General features: G+C 37.7%; 18 protein-coding genes. All 18 read left to right on the plus strand.

The annotated features are described in order from the left end of the window. Positions 1 to 122 precede the first annotated feature (122 nt). Complete coding sequence (gene wecA, locus H5092_RS12995; RefSeq protein WP_182733651.1) at positions 123 to 1,154, plus strand: UDP-N-acetylglucosamine--undecaprenyl-phosphate N-acetylglucosaminephosphotransferase; 1,032 nt, start codon at positions 123 to 125, stop codon at positions 1,152 to 1,154. A gap of 110 nt (positions 1,155 to 1,264) precedes the next feature. Next, positions 1,265 to 1,591 (plus strand): DVU3141 family protein, encoded by a 327-nt coding sequence (locus H5092_RS13000; protein WP_220492533.1) that lies wholly within the window; start codon positions 1,265 to 1,267, stop codon positions 1,589 to 1,591. A 7-nt stretch (positions 1,592 to 1,598) separates the two neighbouring features. Next, complete coding sequence (locus H5092_RS13005) at positions 1,599 to 3,326, plus strand: polysaccharide biosynthesis/export family protein (RefSeq protein WP_182733653.1); 1,728 nt, start codon at positions 1,599 to 1,601, stop codon at positions 3,324 to 3,326. A 2-nt stretch (positions 3,327 to 3,328) separates the two neighbouring features. Next, complete coding sequence (locus tag H5092_RS13010; protein ID WP_182733654.1) at positions 3,329 to 4,114, plus strand: ABC transporter permease; 786 nt, start codon at positions 3,329 to 3,331, stop codon at positions 4,112 to 4,114. Positions 4,115 to 4,137: 23 nt separating this feature from the next. After that, positions 4,138 to 4,788: an ABC transporter ATP-binding protein gene (locus tag H5092_RS13015; RefSeq protein ID WP_182733655.1), complete on the plus strand. Its 651-nt coding sequence runs from the start codon at positions 4,138 to 4,140 to the stop codon at positions 4,786 to 4,788. A 2-nt stretch (positions 4,789 to 4,790) separates the two neighbouring features. Further along, positions 4,791 to 6,257, plus strand: coding sequence for a lipopolysaccharide biosynthesis protein (locus H5092_RS13020; RefSeq protein WP_182733656.1), 1,467 nt, complete (start codon positions 4,791 to 4,793; stop codon positions 6,255 to 6,257). A gap of 66 nt (positions 6,258 to 6,323) precedes the next feature. Next, complete coding sequence (rfbA, locus tag H5092_RS13025; RefSeq protein ID WP_182733657.1) at positions 6,324 to 7,235, plus strand: glucose-1-phosphate thymidylyltransferase RfbA; 912 nt, start codon at positions 6,324 to 6,326, stop codon at positions 7,233 to 7,235. Positions 7,236 to 7,246: 11 nt separating this feature from the next. After that, on the plus strand, positions 7,247 to 7,792 hold the full coding sequence (gene rfbC / locus H5092_RS13030; protein WP_182733658.1) for a dTDP-4-dehydrorhamnose 3,5-epimerase: 546 nt from the start codon (positions 7,247 to 7,249) through the stop codon (positions 7,790 to 7,792). Positions 7,793 to 7,816: 24 nt separating this feature from the next. After that, entirely contained in the window at positions 7,817 to 8,716 is a 900-nt protein-coding gene (gene rfbD / locus H5092_RS13035; RefSeq protein WP_182733659.1) for a dTDP-4-dehydrorhamnose reductase, read from the plus strand. A 340-nt stretch (positions 8,717 to 9,056) separates the two neighbouring features. After that, a complete protein-coding gene (gene rfbB / locus H5092_RS13040) occupies positions 9,057 to 10,136 on the plus strand; it encodes a dTDP-glucose 4,6-dehydratase (RefSeq protein ID WP_182733660.1) in 1,080 nt (359 codons plus the stop codon). Between the two features lie 15 nt (positions 10,137 to 10,151). After that, positions 10,152 to 12,683 carry a glycosyltransferase family 2 protein gene (locus H5092_RS13045; RefSeq protein WP_182733661.1) on the plus strand — a complete coding sequence of 844 codons (2,532 nt, stop codon included), beginning with the start codon at positions 10,152 to 10,154 and terminating at the stop codon, positions 12,681 to 12,683. Continuing rightward, positions 12,683 to 13,747 carry a glycosyltransferase gene (locus H5092_RS13050; protein ID WP_182733662.1) on the plus strand — a complete coding sequence of 355 codons (1,065 nt, stop codon included), beginning with the start codon at positions 12,683 to 12,685 and terminating at the stop codon, positions 13,745 to 13,747. The genes H5092_RS13045 and H5092_RS13050 overlap by 1 nt, the downstream gene beginning before the upstream one ends. Positions 13,748 to 13,804: 57 nt before the next feature. Next, positions 13,805 to 14,449, plus strand: a complete 645-nt coding sequence (locus tag H5092_RS13055) for a hypothetical protein (RefSeq protein WP_182733663.1) — start codon at positions 13,805 to 13,807, stop codon at positions 14,447 to 14,449. Positions 14,450 to 14,470: 21 nt separating this feature from the next. Continuing rightward, positions 14,471 to 15,475 (plus strand): hypothetical protein, encoded by a 1,005-nt coding sequence (locus tag H5092_RS13060; protein ID WP_182733664.1) that lies wholly within the window; start codon positions 14,471 to 14,473, stop codon positions 15,473 to 15,475. Between the two features lie 17 nt (positions 15,476 to 15,492). Further along, positions 15,493 to 16,800, plus strand: coding sequence for a hypothetical protein (locus tag H5092_RS13065; protein WP_182733665.1), 1,308 nt, complete (start codon positions 15,493 to 15,495; stop codon positions 16,798 to 16,800). Between the two features lie 8 nt (positions 16,801 to 16,808). Continuing rightward, complete coding sequence (locus H5092_RS13070; protein WP_182733666.1) at positions 16,809 to 17,864, plus strand: DUF563 domain-containing protein; 1,056 nt, start codon at positions 16,809 to 16,811, stop codon at positions 17,862 to 17,864. A gap of 294 nt (positions 17,865 to 18,158) precedes the next feature. Then, positions 18,159 to 19,325, plus strand: coding sequence for a nucleotide sugar dehydrogenase (locus tag H5092_RS13075; RefSeq protein WP_182733667.1), 1,167 nt, complete (start codon positions 18,159 to 18,161; stop codon positions 19,323 to 19,325). A gap of 874 nt (positions 19,326 to 20,199) precedes the next feature. After that, a partial coding sequence (locus tag H5092_RS13080) for a thrombospondin type 3 repeat-containing protein (protein WP_220492535.1) occupies positions 20,200 to 22,184 on the plus strand: 1,985 nt, incomplete at its 3' end.

The following is a 22,184-nucleotide window of genomic DNA, read 5'->3' on the forward strand; positions in this document are numbered from 1 at the left end:
TAAGTGCTTTTTCTTGATAATATAGTTGTAATTAGCCATGCATAAATGTAAAGGTTTTGTATACTTATGAGAAGTACATATACGTTGCGCTTTAGCTATACTTTTACACATATGGATACATAATGGATTTTTGGTTCCCTCTCTCAATTACGTTTATTATCTCACTTATTGCCATAAAAGTGATTAATCCTATTGCTGTAAAAACAGGGTTGGTTGACTTCCCTTGCGATAGAAAAATACATAAAGGAAACATTCCTTTAGTTGGCGGAATTGCAATTTATTTAGCCGTATTAATTACTTCAATGTTATTTATAGAACACAGCCGAAACTTAAATATTTATTTAGTTGCATCAGCGTTGGTACTTTTTTTGGGTACTTTAGATGATCGTTATCAACTCTCGGTAAAAATCCGACTTGTTGCACAAGTGTTTGTAGCCTCGTTAGTTATATTTGGAACAGAGATCTACTTACACAGCTTAGGATATATTTTAGGTTGGTTTGAACTCAAATTAGCAGGATTTGGAATTGTATTAACGGTTATTGCCATTATTGCAGGAATCAATGCTATTAACATGATGGATGGCATGGATGGATTAGTCGGTTTACTCAGTGTAGTTGCATTTACTGCTTTGGCGTTTTTACTAAGTCGAGTAACTAATGCATGGTATTTGCTACCTTTTTTATTTATTGCTGCCTTATTAGGGTATTTAATATTTAATCTTAAACTGCACAGCTCAGTCACAAAAATATTTATGGGTGACTCAGGCAATATGCTCATAGGCTTAACTCTAGTTTGGCTTATGGTAATAGGGATAGAGTTAGATGCGCCAGCATTAAGACCTGTAACTGCCTTGTATATAATTGCTGTACCTTTAATGGATATGGCAACAGTAATAATGCGAAGAGTCAAATCAGGTGTATCCCCTTTTCAGGCTGACAGACAGCATTTGCATCATATTTTTGAAGCTGCAGGTTACAGTCATCGATTTTCGCTTATTGTTATTTCGTCTGGTGCAAGTATACTTGCCCTACTAGGTTGTTTGGCTGAAGTTTATGCAGTTGCTGAGTGGATAATGCTAGTGTCTTTTTTATTGTTTTTTATGTGTTATTCGGCAATTACTAAACAAGTATGGAAAAAGCTAACGAAAATTTAGCACATCAAGGATTTTATTTTGTTACTTACCAATAGATTAGAAAATAAATAATGAAAAATAATAAAGTTATACTATCACTTCTCCCTTTTCTGTTTTTAACAGGCTGTGCTATGTCACCCCCTGTTCTTCATGCCACACGTGCTCTAATAGACGAACCAATAAAATCTAACAGTGCTAGCGCATTACCCACGTATTTCAGTGATGTATTAGACTCTAAGCCGCAAGGCTATACAGGGCAATACAATAATATTGAGTTTACATTAGGCCTGCATTATACGTCAGCATTGGGTGAAAACTGTAGAGTGGTTTATTTAAAAAGAGCAGAACAATTAGCCGAACAAGAACGTCGAGCTGTGTGTAAAAATACCAACCAGCAATGGGTAGTAACGCCTCAAGTAATTGAAAACAAAAACAACCAAATTAGCTTTGGAGCTTAAGCCCTTTATGAACATGCTAAGCAAAATATTTCAAACATTTTTAATATTAATCTGCTCTACCTTTAGTCTATTTAGCGCTAATGTTACTGCAGCAGAACAAATGTCTTTAAGCCAGCTTGAAAGCGCAGGTACAACTCAAACGCAACTACCTAATGCTGCGTTACAAAATGGAACATATAATAAACAAGGGCGTTCTGGAACATTATTGCCAGGCGAAATGTCAGCGGCTGAATTACTACCTACTCCAGAGCTTGGCTTACCACCTCCATATGGTGCAAACTTATTTGCCGGTGGTTACGAAAGTGAGCGCCAAGATGGTTTAAACGACGACTATACAATAGCACCAGGCGACAAAGTTTCTATTTGGCTGTGGGGTGCAATAAATCAATCAGAAGTTATAACGGTTGATAACCAAGGTAATTTATTTATAACTAATGTAGGTCCTGTATACGTAGCAGACGTAAAAGCAAGCCAGCTAAATAGTTACGTAAGCAAGAAAATAAAAGAAGTATATAAAAGTAGCGTACAAATATACGTAAACTTACTTACAGCAACGCCAGTGAGTGTTTACATAAGTGGTAGCATTGTTCGTCCTGGGCAATATGCAGGTATAGCTTCCGACAGTATTTTGTACTACTTAAAGCGAGCCGGTGGAATAGACTCTGAGCGAGGCAGTTACCGCTCTATAAAGGTATTACGAGACGATAAAGTAATTCAAAATATTGACCTATACGACTTTATACTAAGTGGTTACCTCCCTAAGTTTAACTTTAAAGACAACGACGTAATTTTAGTTGAGCGCCAAAAGGCAACAGTTGTTGTATCAGGAAGTGTAAGAGCACCATTTAGGTTTGAGTTTAAAGATAATCAAGCAACGGGTGAGCAACTAGCAAAATTTGCCTTGCCACTTGCTAAAGTCAGCCACGTAGGAATAGTAGGCGACCGTAAAACAGGCCCATTTTCGGTTTACTTACCTTACAACGAGTTTAAAAGCTTTACACTTAAAGATGGCGACCGCCTTATTTTTAACGACGATATACGTGCACAAGTGCTCGATATTCAAGTAGCGGGTAGTTACTTAGGACCATCGTACTTTGCGGTAAAAAACAACACCCGCTTGCACGACCTACTTGCCAACATACAAATAGATAAAGATCTTGCTGACTACAAGTCAATTTATATACAGCGTAAAAGCGTAGCTAAAAAGCAAAAAGAGATGATTGACCAAGCGTTAGACCGATTAGAACGCAGCATATTTACCGCCCCTGCATCGTCCGACGGAGAAGCTAAAATAAGAGCCGAAGAAGGTAAAATGATTTTAGAATTTACAGAACGTGCCCGCAAAGCGATTCCGCTTGGCAAAGTAGTTATTTCTGATCAAGGTCAAGTTGCAAATATTAGGTTAGAGCAGGGGGATGTAATACACATACCAGCAAAAACTGATTTAATACACATAGGTGGCGAAGTGCTCATGCCACAAGCGCTTGTGTACAACCCAAATGCAACAATTGACGACTACATCGCATGGGCTGGGGGTTATAGCGAACGAGCCAATTACGACCAAATAATGGTTATACACCCTAATGGCATGATAGACGTAGACGCCTACGGCAACTTAAAACCAGGGGATCAAATATTAGTATTACCAAAAGTCGACACTAAGTTTTTGCAATCGGTTAAAGATATAACGCAAATAATTTACCAAATTGCTATTGCGGCAAATGTAGCAACTTAATTATGACTACCGTACTTAAACGTAGTAATTGGGCAATATGGCGCGACGTTATATTTGCCCTATTTGTTCGTGAAATTCGTACCAGCTTTAATGATAGGTTAGGGTTGGCATGGGCTGTAGTGCAGCCATTAAGTTTTATATTTATGCTATCGTATATGCGTGGACGAATGAGTGGTGGCGATATACACACTATGCCTACGTTCGAGTTTATGATGTACGGCATGTTGCTAATACAGCTGTTTTTAGAAACATTAACAAATTGCTCTGGATCCATACAAAAAAATAAAGCCTTGTTTGCTTTTAGGCAAGTGCAACCCATTAGTAGTGTATTGGCCACCGCATTTTTTAGTTTTTTAATAAAGTTAGCAGTATTTGCGCTCATTTTTGTCATTATGTATTTTTTAAAGATGGACTTTAAATTAGACGACCCATTATTTGTGATAGTAAATATATTAAGCCTATGGATTTTTTCTGTGTCGCTGGGATTGGTTTTTGCAATTGCGCAATGCTATGTGCCAGAAGTGAATAAAATTAAAAGCATTGCAATACGTCCACTTTTTTTCATATCGGCAGTGTTTTTTTCTATGCAAGATGTACCAAAAGAATACTGGCCATACCTCGACTGGAATCCTATTTTACACGCAATAGAACTAACCCGCCATGCAGCTTATAGCACCTATAGTATAGAGGCTGTAAGTGAGCTCTACTTGTTTTCGTGCGCATTAGTTAGTTTGTTTTTTGCATTATGTATTTACCACGTGTCGTGGAAACAGGCTATAAGTAGGTAACCTTATGCAACAAGGAGTATTAAGTGATTAAGCTGCAAAATGTTACCAAGTATTACCCCTCAGTGTTAGGTAACCAATACATTTTTAAAAATGTAAGCTTTGAAATACCCAGCGGCCACAATATTGCTATTTTAGGCTCTAACGGCGCGGGTAAATCTACCCTTTTTAGAATGCTAGCTGGCAGCGAATACCCTAATAAAGGTGAAATTATTACTGACCTTCACTTATCGTGGCCGGTAGCGCTTGCAACGGGGATTCACCCTCAAATGAGTGGCGCCGAAAATGCCCGCTTTATAGGGATAATTAACGGTGTGGCCGATTTAGACACATACGTACAGCGTGTAAGGCAATTTGCCGAGCTAGGCCCAAAGTTTGATTTACCTGTAAATACATACTCAAGTGGCATGAAGCCCCGCCTAGCATTTGCGTGCTCAATAGGTATAGATTTTGATGTGTATCTTATAGATGAAGTTACCTCCGTGGGCGATGCAAAATTTAGAAATAAAACTCGCCGAGCGCTTACACAAAAGAGTAAAAATGCCAATGTGATAATGGTTAGCCACGAAATGGATGAGCTACGCCATTTTTGCGATAGCGCCATAGTACTGCACCAAGGCGAACTTACTTTTTACAACGATTTAGAGCAAGGAATTGCTCATTACCAGGCATTATAATTATGAGTCAACAAGCAGTGGACACAATAGAACAACGCTTTACCGAGCTACATAAACGTACCAGTACAGAGGTATGGAATGATGGCGATAAACTTTTTAAGCTTGCGCAAGACATAGAAAAAACAGATATTTATTTGGCTCGCCGCGTTATGCAACGTGTGCGTATATTGCAGCCAGAACGTCCAAAAATAAAAGTGCATTTAAAGCGCTTAAGTGATGAAGTAGCCTTACATGCAAAGCAAACGCAAACTAGCACTTCTACTGAGCCAAGTAACAAGCGTAGTGAAAATAAAAAAAACAGTGAAGAAAAAAATAATAAATTGGATAACTTTTACAGTAAATTAAATAATAATTTCAGCTCAAAAAAGTGGGCCCAGCCTTGGGTTGTGTTACTGGCTGTACCGTTTGTGCTATTTGCATTTTATCAGCTAGTTTGGGCTGCACCACGGTTTGAGAGCCGAGCGCAATTAATTATTCAGCAGCCAGATGGTATGGCAACAATGGACCCGTCAATGGCGCTACTGAGCGGTTTGGGTGTAGGCGGTAACTCAACAGCTGATACCGAAATAGCAAAAGCGTATATTCACTCAGAAGACTTGCTAAATTACTTACAAACACACAATAACCTAAAAGAGCATTACCAAAACGGTGGCGATGTGTTTTCGCGTTTAAGTAGTAATGCCAGCATAGAAGATTTATTAAAGTATTATATAGATCACACCACAGTAGAGATTGACGAAGCCTCAGGCGTAATTAAAATTTTAGTACAGGGCTTTACCCCAGAGTTTGCTAATACGCTAACGCAAACCATAGTTAACCGCGCAGAGTGGTATATAAACTCAATAGGCCACCAATTAGCTGACGCGCAGTTACAGTTTATAAGGTTAGAGCATGCAAAAGTTGAGCAGCGCTTACGCGATGCGCAAAAAAACACCCTCGCTTTTCAGCAAAAAAATAACTTACTCGACCCAGAAGCCGAAGGCTTAGCACTTCAGCAAATAACCTACGGGCTTGAAGGGCAAATAGCGACTAAAAGTGCGCAGCTAAAAGGGCTGCGTTCAACCATGACCGAAAAAGCCCCGCAAGTAGTTATGCTAGCCTCTGAGCTTAGTGCGCTTAAAAAGCAACTAGAACTTGAGCGAGATAGGCTATCTACCCAGCAAGGTACTAATAGTAATATAAAAAATAATGGAACCTCTGTAAGCGAAGTGCTTGCGCAATTTTCTGATTTAAAAATTGAGTTAGAGCTAGCGCTTAAAGGCTATACATCTTCTGAGGTATCACTTGATAAAGCGCGTATAGAGGCTTACCGCCAGTTAAAATATTTAGTGGTGGTTGAATCGGCAACGCTACCGCAAGACAACAAATACCCAGCTACTTTATATAATATTTTATTATTCGCAGTATTACAGCTAATGCTATTTGGTATTGGTAAAATAGTTTTAGCTACAGTAAAAGAGCTAAGGTAAACTTAAGCTTATAAAAGCTACAAAGCTTAATAAGTATTTAATTAAAATGGATAGATAGGATTCTACATGCACTCTTTAAAAGCACCGGCCACAAAGTCGGCACGCAAAGGTATTATTTTAGCTGGTGGGTCAGGTACTCGCTTATACCCACTTACTAAAGTAGTAAGTAAGCAGTTAATGCCTGTTTACGACAAGCCTATGATTTTTTACCCGGTGTCTACGTTAATGATGGCAGGTATTACCGAAATTTTAATTATATCAACCCCCGCAGAACTACCGCGTTTTAAAGAGCTATTAGGCGATGGCAGCGCATGGGGTATTATATTTGAATACAAAGAGCAACCAAGTCCAGATGGCCTAGCACAAGCATTTTTATTAGCCGAAGATTTTTTACAAGGCCAATGCGCTGCGTTAGTACTTGGTGATAATTTATTTTATGGTCACGATTTATCTTTATCACTGCAAAATGCAACTGAGTGCGAGCAAGGTGCTACCGTGTTTGGCTACCATGTATCAAATCCTAAATCGTATGGTGTGGTTGAATTTGACCAAAATGGCAAAGCCATTTCAATAGAAGAAAAGCCAGAAAAACCTAAGTCAAACTACGCCGTACCAGGGTTGTACTTTTTTGATAGCCGCGTAGTGGAGTTTGCTAAAAACGTAAAGCCTTCTGAGCGAGGCGAGCTTGAAATTACCGACGTAATAGACCAATACCTCGCTAAAAAAGAGCTAAATGTTGAAATAATGGGCCGTGGCACAGCCTGGTTAGATACAGGTACACTTGATGATTTGCTTGATGCTGCTAACTTTATTCGCGCAATAGAAAAACGCCAAGGCTTAAAAATTAACTGCCCAGAAGAAATAGCCTACCGCATGGGTTACATAAATGCAGAACAGCTTAAAAAGCTAGCAAAGCCGCTTAAAAAATCAGGCTATGGCAAGTATTTATTATCGCTTTTAGATCAAACTGTATTTTAATAGGCATTAAAATGAAATTTATAGAAACAAATATTCCTGATGTAAAAATTATTGAGCCACAAGTATTTGGTGACGAGCGCGGTTTTTTTATGGAAACTTTTCGCACAGAGCTATTTAACCAACACTGCGGCGAGCGTACCTTTGTGCAAGAAAATCACAGTAAATCGGCCCACGGTATACTGCGCGGCTTACACTATCAAACACAAAATACCCAAGGTAAATTAGTGCGTGTAACGCAAGGTGAAGTATACGACGTAGCCGTAGATATGCGTAAAAGCTCTCCAACCTTTGGGCAGTGGGTAGGGGTATTACTGTCGGCCGAAAATAAACGCCAGCTTTGGGTGCCAGAAGGCTTTGCACATGGTTTTTATGTAACCACCGACACAGCCGAGTTTGTTTACAAATGTACCGACGTATACAACCCTAATGTAGAAGTGTCTATAAAATGGGACGACCCAACGCTTAATATTGACTGGCCACTGGTTGACGGAAAATTACCGCAGCTTTCAGCAAAAGACGAAGCTGGGTTAAGTTTTAAAAACGCACCCACATTTTAAACTTTAATTATGTAAGTAAATTTCATGAAAGTATTAGTAACAGGTAAAAATGGCCAGTTAGGTTTTGAGCTTCAAAAAAACTGCCCAAACAATATAGAGCTTGTATGCTTTGGCTCTAAAGAGCTAAACATAAGCAACGCCGAGCAAGTAAACGAAGTGCTAATTAGCCATTCGCCCGACATCGTTATTAATGCGGCTGCTTACACCGCAGTAGACAAAGCCGAAACCGACGTAGATAACGCCTATGCAGTAAATGAGCAAGGTGCTGCTAATTTAGCAAACGCGTGCAAGCATATTAATGCAAAATTAATACATGTTTCGACTGACTTTGTGTTTGACGGCACAAATACCCTGCCTTACACCGCTACCGATGCCACAAACCCGTTAGGGGTGTATGGTGCATCAAAGCTAGCCGGTGAGCAGGCTATTAATGAAATTTTAGGCTCGCAAGCAACCATAGTGCGCACAGCGTGGGTTTATTCTGTTTTTGGTAATAACTTTGTAAAAACAATGTTACGATTAATGGCAGAAAAAGAACAGTTAGGTATAGTAGGCGACCAAGTTGGTACGCCAACGTGGGCGGCAGGTTTGGCGAATATGCTATGGGCTTTAGTAGCTAAAGCAAGCAGTGAGCAAGTTTTAAATACTGAAAATACAGCAACTATTTTAAATTGGACCGATGCGGGTGTAGCTTCGTGGTACGATTTTGCAGTAGCAATACAAGAGCTTGCAATAGAGCAAGGGCTATTAACTAAATCAATACCTATTAGTGCAATACCAGCAGCAAGCTACCCAACACCAGCTAAACGCCCTGCATTTAGCGTGTTAAATAAAGCTCAGACTGAAGAAATAAGTGGCGTAAAAACAGTTCACTGGCGCACACAATTAAAAGCAATGCTAACAGAGCTAAACGCGCAAGCGTAAATTATAAATGCAGACGCGCAGCTTGCTGGCGTTATTAATTACTCCTCGGTGTAGGGGCAACGCCTTGGTGATAGATTACAAATAAGTAATCTATCACCAAAGAGTACACAGAGAGTAAATAGAGTATACCCGTAGGCAAGCCTAGCTTGCTGGCGCAAATAGCGTTAATTACTTCTTGGGGTGGCGCAGCGTTTTTATACTCTAGGTAATAAAATGCTTTATAAGTGAGACGTAAACCTCACTTTTAGGCAACCAAAAATATAAATAAACTGTAAGCAAGCCGCTTACAATTTAAAAATAAATTAAAGGCTATAAAGCCAAAATATAAACGGAACAAGTAATGACTGCTAAAAATTTATTAGTAACAGGCGGAGCCGGTTTTATAGGTGCAAATTTTGTACATTACTGGTTAGCACAAAACCCACAAGACAAAGTAATTGTGCTAGACGCACTCACCTACGCAGGTAACAAGGCCAACCTAGACTTAGTAGCTAATAACCCAAACATGACCTTTGTACACGGCGATATTTGCGACACCGCACTAATCGAAAACCTAATAGACACTCACCAGTTAAACACCATAGTGCATTTTGCAGCCGAGTCACACGTTGACCGCTCAATAACGGGGCCCGACGCCTTCATTGAAACAAATATACTCGGTACATACAGCTTATTAAAAGCCGCTAAAAAAAAGTGGATAGACGAGCCAAAAGCGGTGGGTAATGAGCCATTAGCGCACCGCTTTCATCATGTAAGTACCGACGAAGTATACGGCACATTAAGCGCAACCGATCCTGCTTTTACCGAAGAAACAGCCTACGCACCTAACTCACCGTATTCTGCTTCAAAAGCAGCGAGCGACCACTTAGTACGTGCATATCACCATACCTATGGGCTTGAGGTAACTACTTCAAACTGTTCAAACAACTATGGGCCATACCACTTTCCTGAAAAGTTAATCCCTTTAATTGTAACCAACATACTTAACGACAAACCACTGCCTGTGTACGGCGACGGCCAGCAAATTCGTGATTGGTTATACGTAGAAGACCACGCCCGTGGTATAGAGCTGGTGCTTAAAAAAGGCCGCATAGGCGAAAATTACAATATTGGTGGCAACAACGAATGGGCCAATATCGATATTGTAAAACTAGTGTGTAAAGTAATGGGCGAAAAGTTTGCAACCAACCCAGAGCTTGCTAAGCGTTTTCCTAATGCTAAATCGGCTATTGCCAATAATGTAGAGCAGCTAATTACCTACGTAGAAGACCGTGCAGGCCACGACCGCCGCTACGCAATCGATGCCACTAAAACAAATAACGAACTAGGCTATGTACCTGCTGAGAGCTTTGAAACCGGCTTTGCTAAAACGCTTGATTGGTACCTAGATAATGAAACTTGGTGGACTCCACTCCTTTAATTTTACGAGAATAAAATGTCAGAATTTAACGGATTTATAGAAAGCTTTTCCAACGGCAAAATAACAGGTTGGATTTCATCGGGTACCTTAGTCGCTAAAGTTTACTGTGGTGATACATACCTTGCTGATATTAATAATAAATTTATGCGAGAAGATATAGTAGAGGCTGGAATAACTGATGAACCGGCTGGTTTTGCTATCGATGTAAGTGAGCATATATCAGAGCTTGCCGGTAAGCAGCTTTTTAGCATAAAAGTCGACGAAACAGTTGTATGTCAACAAGAATACTATATCCCTAATGGCGAATGTTTGATCAAAAACCCTTTTTTCACTAAGTCTGATTTATTCAGTATTAATGATGCAAGTGTTGCAGTAAATCATAGGGTTGGGATGACTCTAGATCGTTTTGTTGCGCCTTCATCACTAAAACATACTAATGGCAGCTATACACGATTTGCTTTTACAGATGCACATAGCTCAAAGCAATTTTTTGAGTTAGAGCTGGATTTAGATGCTGAAAAATTAGATGCTGAGCAAGAGTTTCCTTTAGAGCTTGCCTTGGTGGCGAAAAGTTCGCATATAAGCAATGTCCATGTACGTTTTATTTCAACAGAAACAGGGGCTTGCTTACTTGATGAGCCAATCATGCTGTCGCCTGCATGGGATTATAAAAAAATATTTTTGACATCGGATTTAAGCCAGCATATTCGCAGTGGTGTAGTTAAATTAGTATTAAGAACAAAACACTATGGCAAGCGCTTTATTGACCTAAGCATGATCTGCCTATCTGAAAATTGCGCTAAATTTAAAACGCCTATACAAATTAACGATGAGTTAGCTGCAGAAAAAGAGCTTGTTAAAGATACAACTAATGTAATTAAAAACGGTGAATTAACAACTTGGAATAAAGGGGTTGCTTTCCCTAAATTAGCTCGAGGTCAAGAGCTAGCCGATAACTGGTTCGTTGAGATGAACAAAGGTAATGAATCAAAACTCAATATAGCCGTTATGTCTGATAATGCTCAAATTGATCCGTTAGCGCAAAACATTCAAGCCAAATTGGGGCTTAGAGTGCGCACTGGTGCCATTGAAGGTTACGCGCGTATTATAACGGCTCTACATAAAGCACACTTAAATGTTGTAGATTACAACGTGAACATTGATATTGAAGCAATGGCACTTAATAAAAAGGCTGTGCTACCCAGAATATATTTAATTGCCAGAAATAGCGTAAAAGATACTGTTGTGGCGGATATTGCTCGTAAAGTTACGTTAAATGGCAGACAAACACTACAATTTAGTTTAAAGGCAAGTCAGTTAGAAAAAGTATTAAAAAATCAGGTGGATAAACCGGTATTAGCACTTGCTTTTGACTTGGTTGCTGGTGGCGACTTTACGCTGTTTAGCCTTACCATGGTGCCAGCTGAAAATAATACAGATGAAGCCGAAATAGTTGATACCAGTGCCTTCACACACAACATTGCATTTGAAGATAGCAGCATTACTTCTCAGCTTAGCATTTTAAAAGGTTTAGATGCTTGGGCAAGTGAGAAGCCTGTATTTTTTAATGAAACAGCTAATTCACATAAAAATGAGCTCATAAACAATACTGTATTCAATAGCGAGTTTGGTGCTGCTGTTGCTGCTTTAACGCCACAAAAGATGACGCGCCCTTCAAGAAATTTTCCGTTTATTGACATTATAGTGCCCGTTTACAATGCGTGCGATGATGTATTACTGTGCTTATCAGCGCTTATAGAAAAAACAGATATCACGCATCGAGTAATTGTTATAAACGATGGTGAAGATGAGCGAACGGCGCAAATGTTAGCTGCATTTAATGACAGCTTTAACCACCTTGAAGTTTTAACTAATCCTCAAAATATTGGTTATACAAAGTCAGTAAATAAAGGGATTAAGCATTCAAACGCACAGTGGGTTGTCGTGTTAAATAGCGACACTATTGTAAGTGATAAGTGGTTAGGTAAGCTTATGAATTGTGCTCAATCAGAAAATAACATTGGTATGGTAGGGGCGCTTAGTAACGCAGCTAGCTGGCAATCTGTACCAAGAATTCATGACGAATCTGGAGATTGGCACTTAAACCCCTTACCTGAGGGGCTTTCTGTTGATGCAATGGCTGAGCTCATTGCTAATCATTCAATACGTGAGTACCCACAAGTTGGTGTAATTAACGGGTTTTGCCAGTTAATTAACATGGATATGCTGGATAAAATAGGGTTATTAGACGAAGTAGCTTTTCCAGTTGGTTATGGTGAAGAAAATGACATGTGCGCGCGAGCAGTAAAAGCAGGGTATAAATTATTGATAGCTGATGATACCTATATTTTTCATGCTAAATCAAAAAGCTTTGGCCACGAAAAAAGAAAAGTACTCGCTAAACAAGGAAGCGAAGCTTTAAAGAAAAAGCATCCTGATGTGGACTGGAATGCAGTAACTAAAATCATACGCGAAAATCCAGCATTAGTAGAACTTAGAGAAAAAATGGTAGCTGAGTTTAATCAATTTGCAGACGAGAAATCATAATGAATATTATTTATGTATTACCTGTTAAAGGTGGCGGTGGCGGTGCTCATTCTGTTGCACAAGAAGTTAATGAGCTAGTAAAAATGGGGTTAAATGTAAAAATAGCGGTTAATACAAAAAATTACCCAACCTTTGTCACAACTTACATTGATATGCCTAATGTTAGCCGTAATGTGATTGAGTTTTCTGATGAGAAAACATTAGCCCTTCACCTACAAAAAACAGATGTTGTTGTATGCACTATTTTTACTTCAGTAAAGCTAGTGCAATCGGCATTAAAATTAGTGAAAGGTAATAAACCTAAAGTAACTTATTACGCTCAAGATTATGAGCCGTTATTTGCTTTACCAGATGACCCCCTTTGGCAAGAAGCTTATGATAGCTATACTTTAATACCGGATATGACTGTATTTGCAAAAACAGATTGGATCCGTAATGTCATTACCTCAAACCACGGTATTGATGTAAAAAAGGTAGCCCCAAGTATTGATCATGATGTTTACTACCCTGGTTTGAGTAAATCAACAACTCAGTTATGGGTAAGTGCAATGGTAAGGCCTAGCACACCAAGGCGTGCCCCAATGCGAACCATGCGTTTACTAAAAAACTTATCTGAAAAATTTGGTACCCAAGTTAACATAAATATTTTTGGTTGCTCAGACGACGACTTATTTTACAGTAACTTACCTACCGATTTTAACTACCATAATCACGGTGTACTAACGCGTAATCAGGTATCTGCGTTGTTGCGTAAAAGCCATCTTTTTATAGACCTATCAGATTACCAAGCATTTGGACGAACAGGGCTTGAAGCAATGGCGTGTGGGTGTGTATCGGTTGTGCCTGCTATTGGTGGTGCAGACGAATATATTAACCATAATGTTAATGGCTATGCTGTAGACCCCAGAGATGAAAAAACGGTTTTTGATACGGTTACCGAGTTTTTAGAATTACCAGTAGATAAAAAATTGATATTTCAGCATCAAGCGATTGAAACTGCGCAGACTTTCTCTGTACGTAAAGCCGCATTTTCTGAAGTTAAGTTGTTTAGTTCACTCGTTTAATACTTATAAAAATAGACACTATGGTTAATTATAGTGTTTATTTTTTTGGAGAAGCCTATGGATATCGAAGGTTTAAAAATAGAAGACTCAGGTGAAAATAATACTATTACAGTTGAGGAAGGCTCTATTTTCAAAGGCTGCAGAATTATTTTAAAGGGTAATGATAATAATATATACCTTGGTAAAGCTCTTTTATATAAAAATTTAGTTTTAAACCTGAAAGGCAACAATAAAAGGTTTGAAGTTAAAGCGACCAGTAAAAATATTAACAATCTTAAGTTTACGTCTATTCGTGGTAATAACCAGGTATTTACAATTGGTGAAAACTTTAGTTGTGGCGGAATTGAAGTGCAAATGAATGATGGTGATGAAACGTTTACCATAGGGAATAATGGGTTATTTTCGTGGGGTATTAAAGTTAGAACCTCAGATGGTCATTCTGTAGTAGATTTAGCAACTGACACCGCAATAAATTTACCTAAAAATGTGCACATAGCTGATAGGGTTTGGGTTGGCGAAGATGTGAGTTTTTTAAAAGGGTCAAAAATAGCTACTGATAGTGTTGTGGGAAGTCATGCAGTTGTTACAAAGGCTTTTGAACAGGGAAATTGTGTTATAGCTGGGTTTCCTGCCAGTATAGTTAAAGAGAATATTAAGTGGGATAGAAGAATGCCCTACGAATATAATAAAACTAAAGCATAATGTTTATAAAAAGAGTACTTGATGAAAAAAATTATATTACATGTTGGGTCAGGTAAAACAGGCTCCACATCAATACAAAAAGCCTTATACGAATGTAAAAAAGAAAATGATTCGAAGCTTTTTTACCCTACTATACTTAACCACAAAGGTAATCAAATTTTTAGGTTTGCCTTTTGTGAAATCAGTGATACACCATCAAATATTAAAGCTAAGTTTAAAAACGATCCACAAGGGTATTCTGATTATCAAAAAGCTATAAAAGAGTCTTTTGAAGAGAATATTAAAGGGCATGATGATATTATCGTCTCATCAGAGTTTTTATTTTTATCAAATAATGATGAAGTTGCAACAATAAAAGCTTACTTAACAAATTTAGGTTTTACTGAAATACATGTAATTATGTACTTGAGAGACCCCGCTAAATACTACCTTTCGGTTGCACAGCAAGCATTAAAGAATCACTATAAACTTCCTTCACCTTCTGGCTTCAGGTATGAAATGCTTGAAGCTATAAATCATTGGCGTTCAATTAACGTTGCTAGCTTTACCTTAAAAGAGTTTGACAGAGCTTGTTTGTATAAAGGCGATGTGATTGTTGATTTTCATAAGTATATTGAACAGCTGGGTTATGAATTTGAATTGAAGCTAGCAACTGCTAAAAATGAAACTATGTCTGTTGAAGGAACTGTAATATTGCAGGACTTTCATCGGTTATTAGAATTGGCGGGCTTAGACGAAACAGAATATAGGGCAGAAAAAATTAGAGCTAGAACTTTTAGCAATAAAGCGACTAAAGGCACAAAGCCAATATTGCACGATAATATAGCGGCTTATATTTATAAAAAAAAATATGATGAAGTAATCTATATAGCTGAAGAATACAAAGTATTCACTTCTTTGACAGAGATTTTATTGTTAAACGAAGATGGTCCAGCAAATGAAACATTGAGCTCGATAGAGTTATTTACGGATATCGTTTCTGGTTTTAATATGTCAGCTTATATAGAGCTTCTTAAAAAACTTTAATAGATCTAGGTGTTAACTTGACTAAAAAACTAAATACGATTTTGCTTGGTGGATCTAACTCTATAATGAGTGGTGCTTTGAAAAGTGGGTTGGGGTGTAAATCTAGTTTGCATAATTTTGCTATTGGTGCCTCTTCCGTTGTACAAAATGCTTCTGAATTATCTAAAAATAGACAAAAAATTATTAATGCTGACCTGGTTATTACAGAATCAAATGTTAATGATAGCCATAATGTTAATGTTTTAAATGCACCTATTAACTTTATGGTAGAAAAAATATCCGAATATTATTTAGAATTGTCCAAGTTAAATAAAAACTGTGTAGTTTTTATTTTGCCAGTTAAATTTATCGAAGGGAAAACTGAATCTATTGATATTATTGAAGAGATTAACAATGCACATAGGGCTAATGCAATTAATCATGGCTTTTACATTGTTGATCTAGCACTTTACTTTAAGGAGTTAAGTAGTGATGTTATGGATATGGTGATGCCAGATCCAAGGCATGTAAATAATTCTTATATGTATAATATTGGAGTTAATGTCATTGCTTACTTTACATCTCTAAAAAATGTAGCAATTAACAAAGATAAATTGATTTTAGCAGAAAGCAACTATTCATTTTTGAATGCAAATCTATTTGGTTCGATAGAGACTAAGCAAAACTCTATGTTCGAAGCAGAGCTTTTAGAGTTGGATGAGGGGGAGGTATATACTTTCCCTAAGTCTTCATTCGGCTATTACCTCATCGGTATTGCTACTTGGAGTGATGGTGATTCAGCGATTGAAATTGCAAGCAAAAAGAATGTTTTACGTAAGGCCTTCAATAACCTTAATGCATTCAATGAACTATTAACTCCAATTAAAATAGATGAAAGCACGCAATTTAGCACTATAAAAGTAGATATCAAAACAACTGAAGCATCGGTGAATGTTAGCGACTTTATAAACTGTAACAATAACACAAGGTTGGCTGGTTTTTATGTGGCAAAAAATTTAGTAGCGTGCGATTTATCTTACGAAACTCCTCTCGACTCTGCTTATAGCCGCGATTTGGACTTTCTTATTCCGGATGTAATGCCATACTTTCATTCCGTTAAATTTTTTCTGAGCCGAGTGTCTATTACAAAGGTTATAAATTTAAAATACAATAACTCAAAGGCTGACGCATCTACTTTTTATGCTAACTTAGTTAAAGACGCAGCTGTTTTTTTTATAAATAAGGATAATTCATTGGCATATAAGCTAATGAGATTAGCTCTTTTTATAAACCCTAAGAATCGATTGGCAAAAAAATGGCTTAAAAATAGAAAGTCAAAAAAATGAAGGATTTTATGAAAACTAAGTGCTGGAAAGACTATGTTACGATTTTAAATAGAGCTAATACCTTCACACCTAGCTACTTCAACAAACAAATAAATGATCTTAGTTTAAATATTAATATTATTGATAGTGCTAAGTCAGTTCGTTCCGAACTTGATTTAAAATCAAGAACTATGCCTATAAATATTTATGATTGTGCTGGCAATTTAGTTGAAAGTAGTCATCACTTTAGAGGGCCTAAACACGACTTTTTTAAGTATGATAAAAATACTGAACTGGATCTTTCTAATAATTATACAAAAATTGAGGGTGATACTATTTATTTAGGATGGTTAATCCCCCATTACGGCCATTTTTTGATGGAAACATTATCTAGGTGTTGGGTTCTTGAATTATTAGAAAAAAAATCTAACTATAAGTTTTTATTTAACTATTACAATAAAGGTAATGACTTCATAAAAGATAAAAAGTGGGCTAAAGAGTTTCTACTTTCCTTTGGTATTCATGAGGAAGATATAATTTTTGCTGAAAAAAACTTTTACTTTGAAAAATTGATTATTCCGAGTCAGTCGTTGATTTTACACTCAAGCGTTAATGTAAAGTCTCAGAAGTATATTTGGCATAAAATTAAAAGCTTTTTTAAACCAGAAGGTTTGCGTAATGACAGAAAGGTATATTTATCTAGAAAACTGTTAAAAAAAGAAAAACGTAGACTTGCTAATGAAGATAAAGTAGAGGCAATTTTTTCTAAATTTGGGTTTGAGATTATTTATCCGGAAACACTTTCGTTAAAAGAGCAGGTTAACTTATTACATAACTCTAAAATTGTTGTAGGTCCTTCTGGAAGTGCATTACATAATGCTGCTTTCATGCAAGAAGGGAGCCTATTAATAAGTCTAACTACGCCCGAGTTTTGCCTTTTAAATGAGGTGCTTTGTTGTTTTTCGGCTAAAACGCAATATGAGTTGTTTTTTGGAGAAAGCTCTGATGATGGAGCTGGTCTCTGGACGATTGACTGCGATGAGCTAGATCTAATGTTGAGAGGGCATGTTTTCATTAATAGCTAAGAAATGATACGAGTTAAAGGTCTAAAGGCTTGGGATATAAACAGTGATTGGAACATGTTTAGTCTTCAATTTAAACATGTTAATTGTGCATATCAGGCAGTTAATTGTAACCCCGCACATAAAGGGTTAATTAATAGGGGGAGTAAATTTGAGGGGGTAATGACCATTAAACGTTAAGTTACTTTGTTTTTATAGCAGGGATCTTAGTTTTATTTATATCTATGAGATTAAAGTTTTTTATCATTGTCGTTCAACTATCTAAAGCTTATTAAGCTATCAAATAAAAGGAATAACATGAAAATTGCCGTAGTGGGTACAGGCTATGTTGGCTTATCTAATGCTATGTTGCTTTCGCAGCATAATGAAGTAGTTGCGTTGGATATTGATGAAAATAAAATAGCGCTTTTGAATGATAAAAAATCGCCGATTGTTGATACAGAAATTAGTGAATTTCTAACGCGCAGTGATTTAAATTTTACAGCCACGACTGATAAAGTAGCCGCTTATAAAGATGCTGATTACGTAATTATAGCAACGCCCACTGACTACGATGTTGAAAATAACTACTTTAATACGAGCTCAGTAGAGGCTGTTATTAAAGATGCAATAGCGCATAACCCTAATGCCGTTATGGTAATTAAATCGACTATTCCCGTAGGTTTTACAGCCGATATTAAACAACAGCTCAATGCTGAAAATTTAATGTTTTCACCAGAGTTTTTACGCGAAGGTAAAGCCCTTTACGATAACTTACATCCGTCACGTATTGTTGTTGGTGAGCAAAGTGAGCGTGCAACTGTTTTTGCTAACTTGCTTAAACAAGGTGCTATTAAAGAAGATATTGAAGTATTGTTTACTGACTCTACTGAAGCTGAGGCGATTAAGTTATTCTCAAATACTTATTTAGCTATGCGAGTCGCTTACTTTAATGAGCTTGATAGTTATGCAGAGGCTCACGGCTTAAATTCTAAACAAATAATACAAGGTGTCGGCTTAGACCCGCGCATTGGTAATCATTATAACAACCCATCGTTTGGTTACGGCGGTTACTGCCTTCCAAAAGACACTAAGCAGTTACGTGCTAATTACCAAAACGTACCAAATAATATTATTGGTGCAATTGTAGATGCTAACACTACCCGTAAAGACTTTATTGCTGAGTCAATCATCAAACGTAGCCCTAAAATTGTGGGTGTGTACCGTTTAGTTATGAAAACGGGCTCTGATAACTTTAGGGCTTCAGCTATTCAAGGCATTATGAAGCGTATTAAGGCGAAAGGTATTGAGGTGGTTGTTTATGAGCCTGTACTTGAAGAAAACGAGTTTTATCATTCACGCGTAATAAAAGATTTAAATGAGTTTAAGCAAATATCAGATGTTGTAGTTTCTAACCGTATGGTTGAAGAGCTAAATGACATTGCAGAAAAGGTTTATACGCGCGATTTGTTTGGTAGTGATTAAGTTACCTGTTTTAATATTAAAAATAGGATTTAAGTTACTTAAAAAAGCTGGCTTTTAATTTTTATTAAGGCTGCTAGCTCAAAAAGTTCGCCCTCATGGTAAGGTAATTAATAATAAAGTGAATACCTACCAAGCCAAGCTAGCCACCACCAACTAATAACATATTTGGTTTTGTACCCTATAAACAAGTGATTTAGACATTGTTATCACCACATAGAACACCGAGTTCACAGAGAAGTGAAGGGGAAGCTCTAATTACTCCTCGGTGCAGCGCGCAGCGCCTCTATGCCCTCGATGGTAGATTTGTTTTTATAAAGTGATTAAGACATTGTTATCACCACAGAGAACACCGAGTTCACAGAGAAGTGAAGGAGAAGAGCTAATAACTCCTCGGTGTAGCGCGAAGCGCCTCGGTGTCCTCGGTGGTAGATTTGTTTTTGACTAAAGCTCTTAAAGTGATTAAGACATTATTATCACCACAGAGAACACAGAGTGCAAAGAGAAGTAAAAGAGAAGAGCTAATAACTCCTCGGTGTAGCGCGCAGCGCCTCTGTGCCCTCGATGGTAGATTTGTTTTTATAAAGTGATTAAGACATTGCTATCACCACCGAGAACACAGAGCTCACAGAGAAGTAAAAGAGAAGAGCTAATTTCTCCTCGGTGTAGCGCGCAGCGCCTCTGTGCCCTCGGTGGTAGATTTGTTTTTAAAAGTGATTAAGACATTGTTATCACCACAGAGAACACAAGGAGAAGTGAAGAAGAAGCCTTTCCTTCCTTAAAGCTTATATTAAAATACAAATAAAAAAGTTGTTTCTTTTTTGTAAATTGTATTAAGATCGCTCTTTACAATTTTTTATATTTAAAAGGACTTATTATGAAAATTGCTAGTTTAGCAATTAGCATTTTGCTAGCTACTTCTTCAGCAACTTCACAAACTTTGGTAACTCACCCTTCTAAAAATAGTGCTAAAGAAGCAGCTTATTTTACTGCAAAGCCTTCTTCGGCAGACTTGAAAAAAACGACTCTCTTTAGTTTAGATTTAACTCCAACTCCAACTCCAACAATGGACTATAGCGGCCAACATTCAAATCTTAGTTTAAATGCAGATAGCGCCTCAAGTGCTTTTTTAAGCAGTGAGCTGGTGGAAGGCGACTTTGTTTTAATAGATGAAGGTAACGACACTTACTTACCTTATTTTGCTACTGCACTTAATTTTGAAAGTGATGGTACAGGTATTGCCGGGTTTGATTTTTCAGATTCTTTTTATGATGAGCAGTTTGACTGGGTCTTAACTGAGAGCGGTAATATAAACCTTACCTCTAAAGGACGAGAGTATACTGAAACCTCATATCCGCCTTTTGAGGATATTGCTGAATTATATGGCCAAGCCCTAGCCGATCATTTAAATGAAAAATATGAGCGGGGGGAAATTAATTATATTTTACAGTACCAAGTATATACTGAGTTTGATTTAACAATTTCAAAACAGGGTTTAGCTGATAACTATGAGACAGTTCACTTAGCAGGTAATGATTACAATACGCTAATAGTACCTGATGAATGGGATTGGCCTGAAAGCACGCTAAAAAGTACGGTTAGTTTTGACAAAGTTAATAAGCTATATGATGTTAAAACAAGTGTGATGCTGGCCTCTGAAAAAAATGACCCTCAAGGTAAGTGGGCTGTGCCTATGCCCTATAGTATTGAGAACACTAATGAAGGGGCTGAGGATTACTTTGGCACATTTGCCGAGACTGTTGATCTGCAAGCTCATGGTGCGGTGAGCGATGAAACGCTATCGGGCATTAAATATAATAGCTGGGCTGTTAATGAGGGCGTTATTACACTTGTAAATGATGATGCTGAATATAAAATAACCCCATTTATAAATATTGAAAAAGCCTACTTTACTCGCGTTGAAGAGTATAAAAATAATGCCTTAACACGCACATACATAGGCATGATGGCCAAATATGACGACACCTACACAGAGTACGCTAACAATTTAGATATTCCTTTTCCTAACTTTTGGGCGTTGGGCACCTACTTATACACTCGCAGTAGTAATAATGATGTGATAAATGTTGATGACTTAACCGGATATAAGTTTTTTGCTGACGGGCGCATGTGGCGTTACGTTACTTTACAAGAAGGTGAGGTGGGTAATAACAATTACGAAGATTGGCGTTATGTTGTAGATGAAAGGCACGTAGTTACTGAGCGCGACAGAGGATATAGTTTGCGCCAGCGCCATTGGGATACCATTTCTGTAAATGACGCGGGGCAGGCATTTGTACTGCAATACTCTTACATTGGCTATGACACAAATAACGATGGCACGGTAACCGACGATGAACTTTCGCCATTTGTGTTGCCCAGTATACAAATTATGATTAAAACTGATTTAAGTACTTATGAGCGTTGGGAGTCGTTACCCGATACCGACAGCGACGGCTTAAAAGATATTCAAGAAGAAGAGCTGGGTACTGATATTTACAACGCCGATAGCGATTTTGATGGTATTTCTGACTTTGACGAATTTACCAATGGCTTAAACCCACTCGATGCAACAGACGCTGCAGCGGATGCTGATAACGACGGCGTATCAAATAGTGATGAGCTGTTATTTGGCACCGACATTAACAATGCTGACACCGATGGTGATGGTGTATCTGACGGTGATGAAATTAGGTTAGGTTTAAACCCGCTTGATCCAAATGATATAGCTAATGCACCTTCTGATTTAGTGAAATTTACAGACTACAATGGTGATGGTGTTATTGATTGGCTTAAGCATTCTGTAGTGGGTGATGCCGTATGGTTAACTGTATTAGATGGCCGCGACTTCTCAGCCTTTAG

The organism is Pseudoalteromonas sp. SR41-7 (assembly GCF_014163935.1).
Classification (GTDB): Bacteria; Pseudomonadota; Gammaproteobacteria; order Enterobacterales; family Alteromonadaceae; genus Pseudoalteromonas; species Pseudoalteromonas distincta.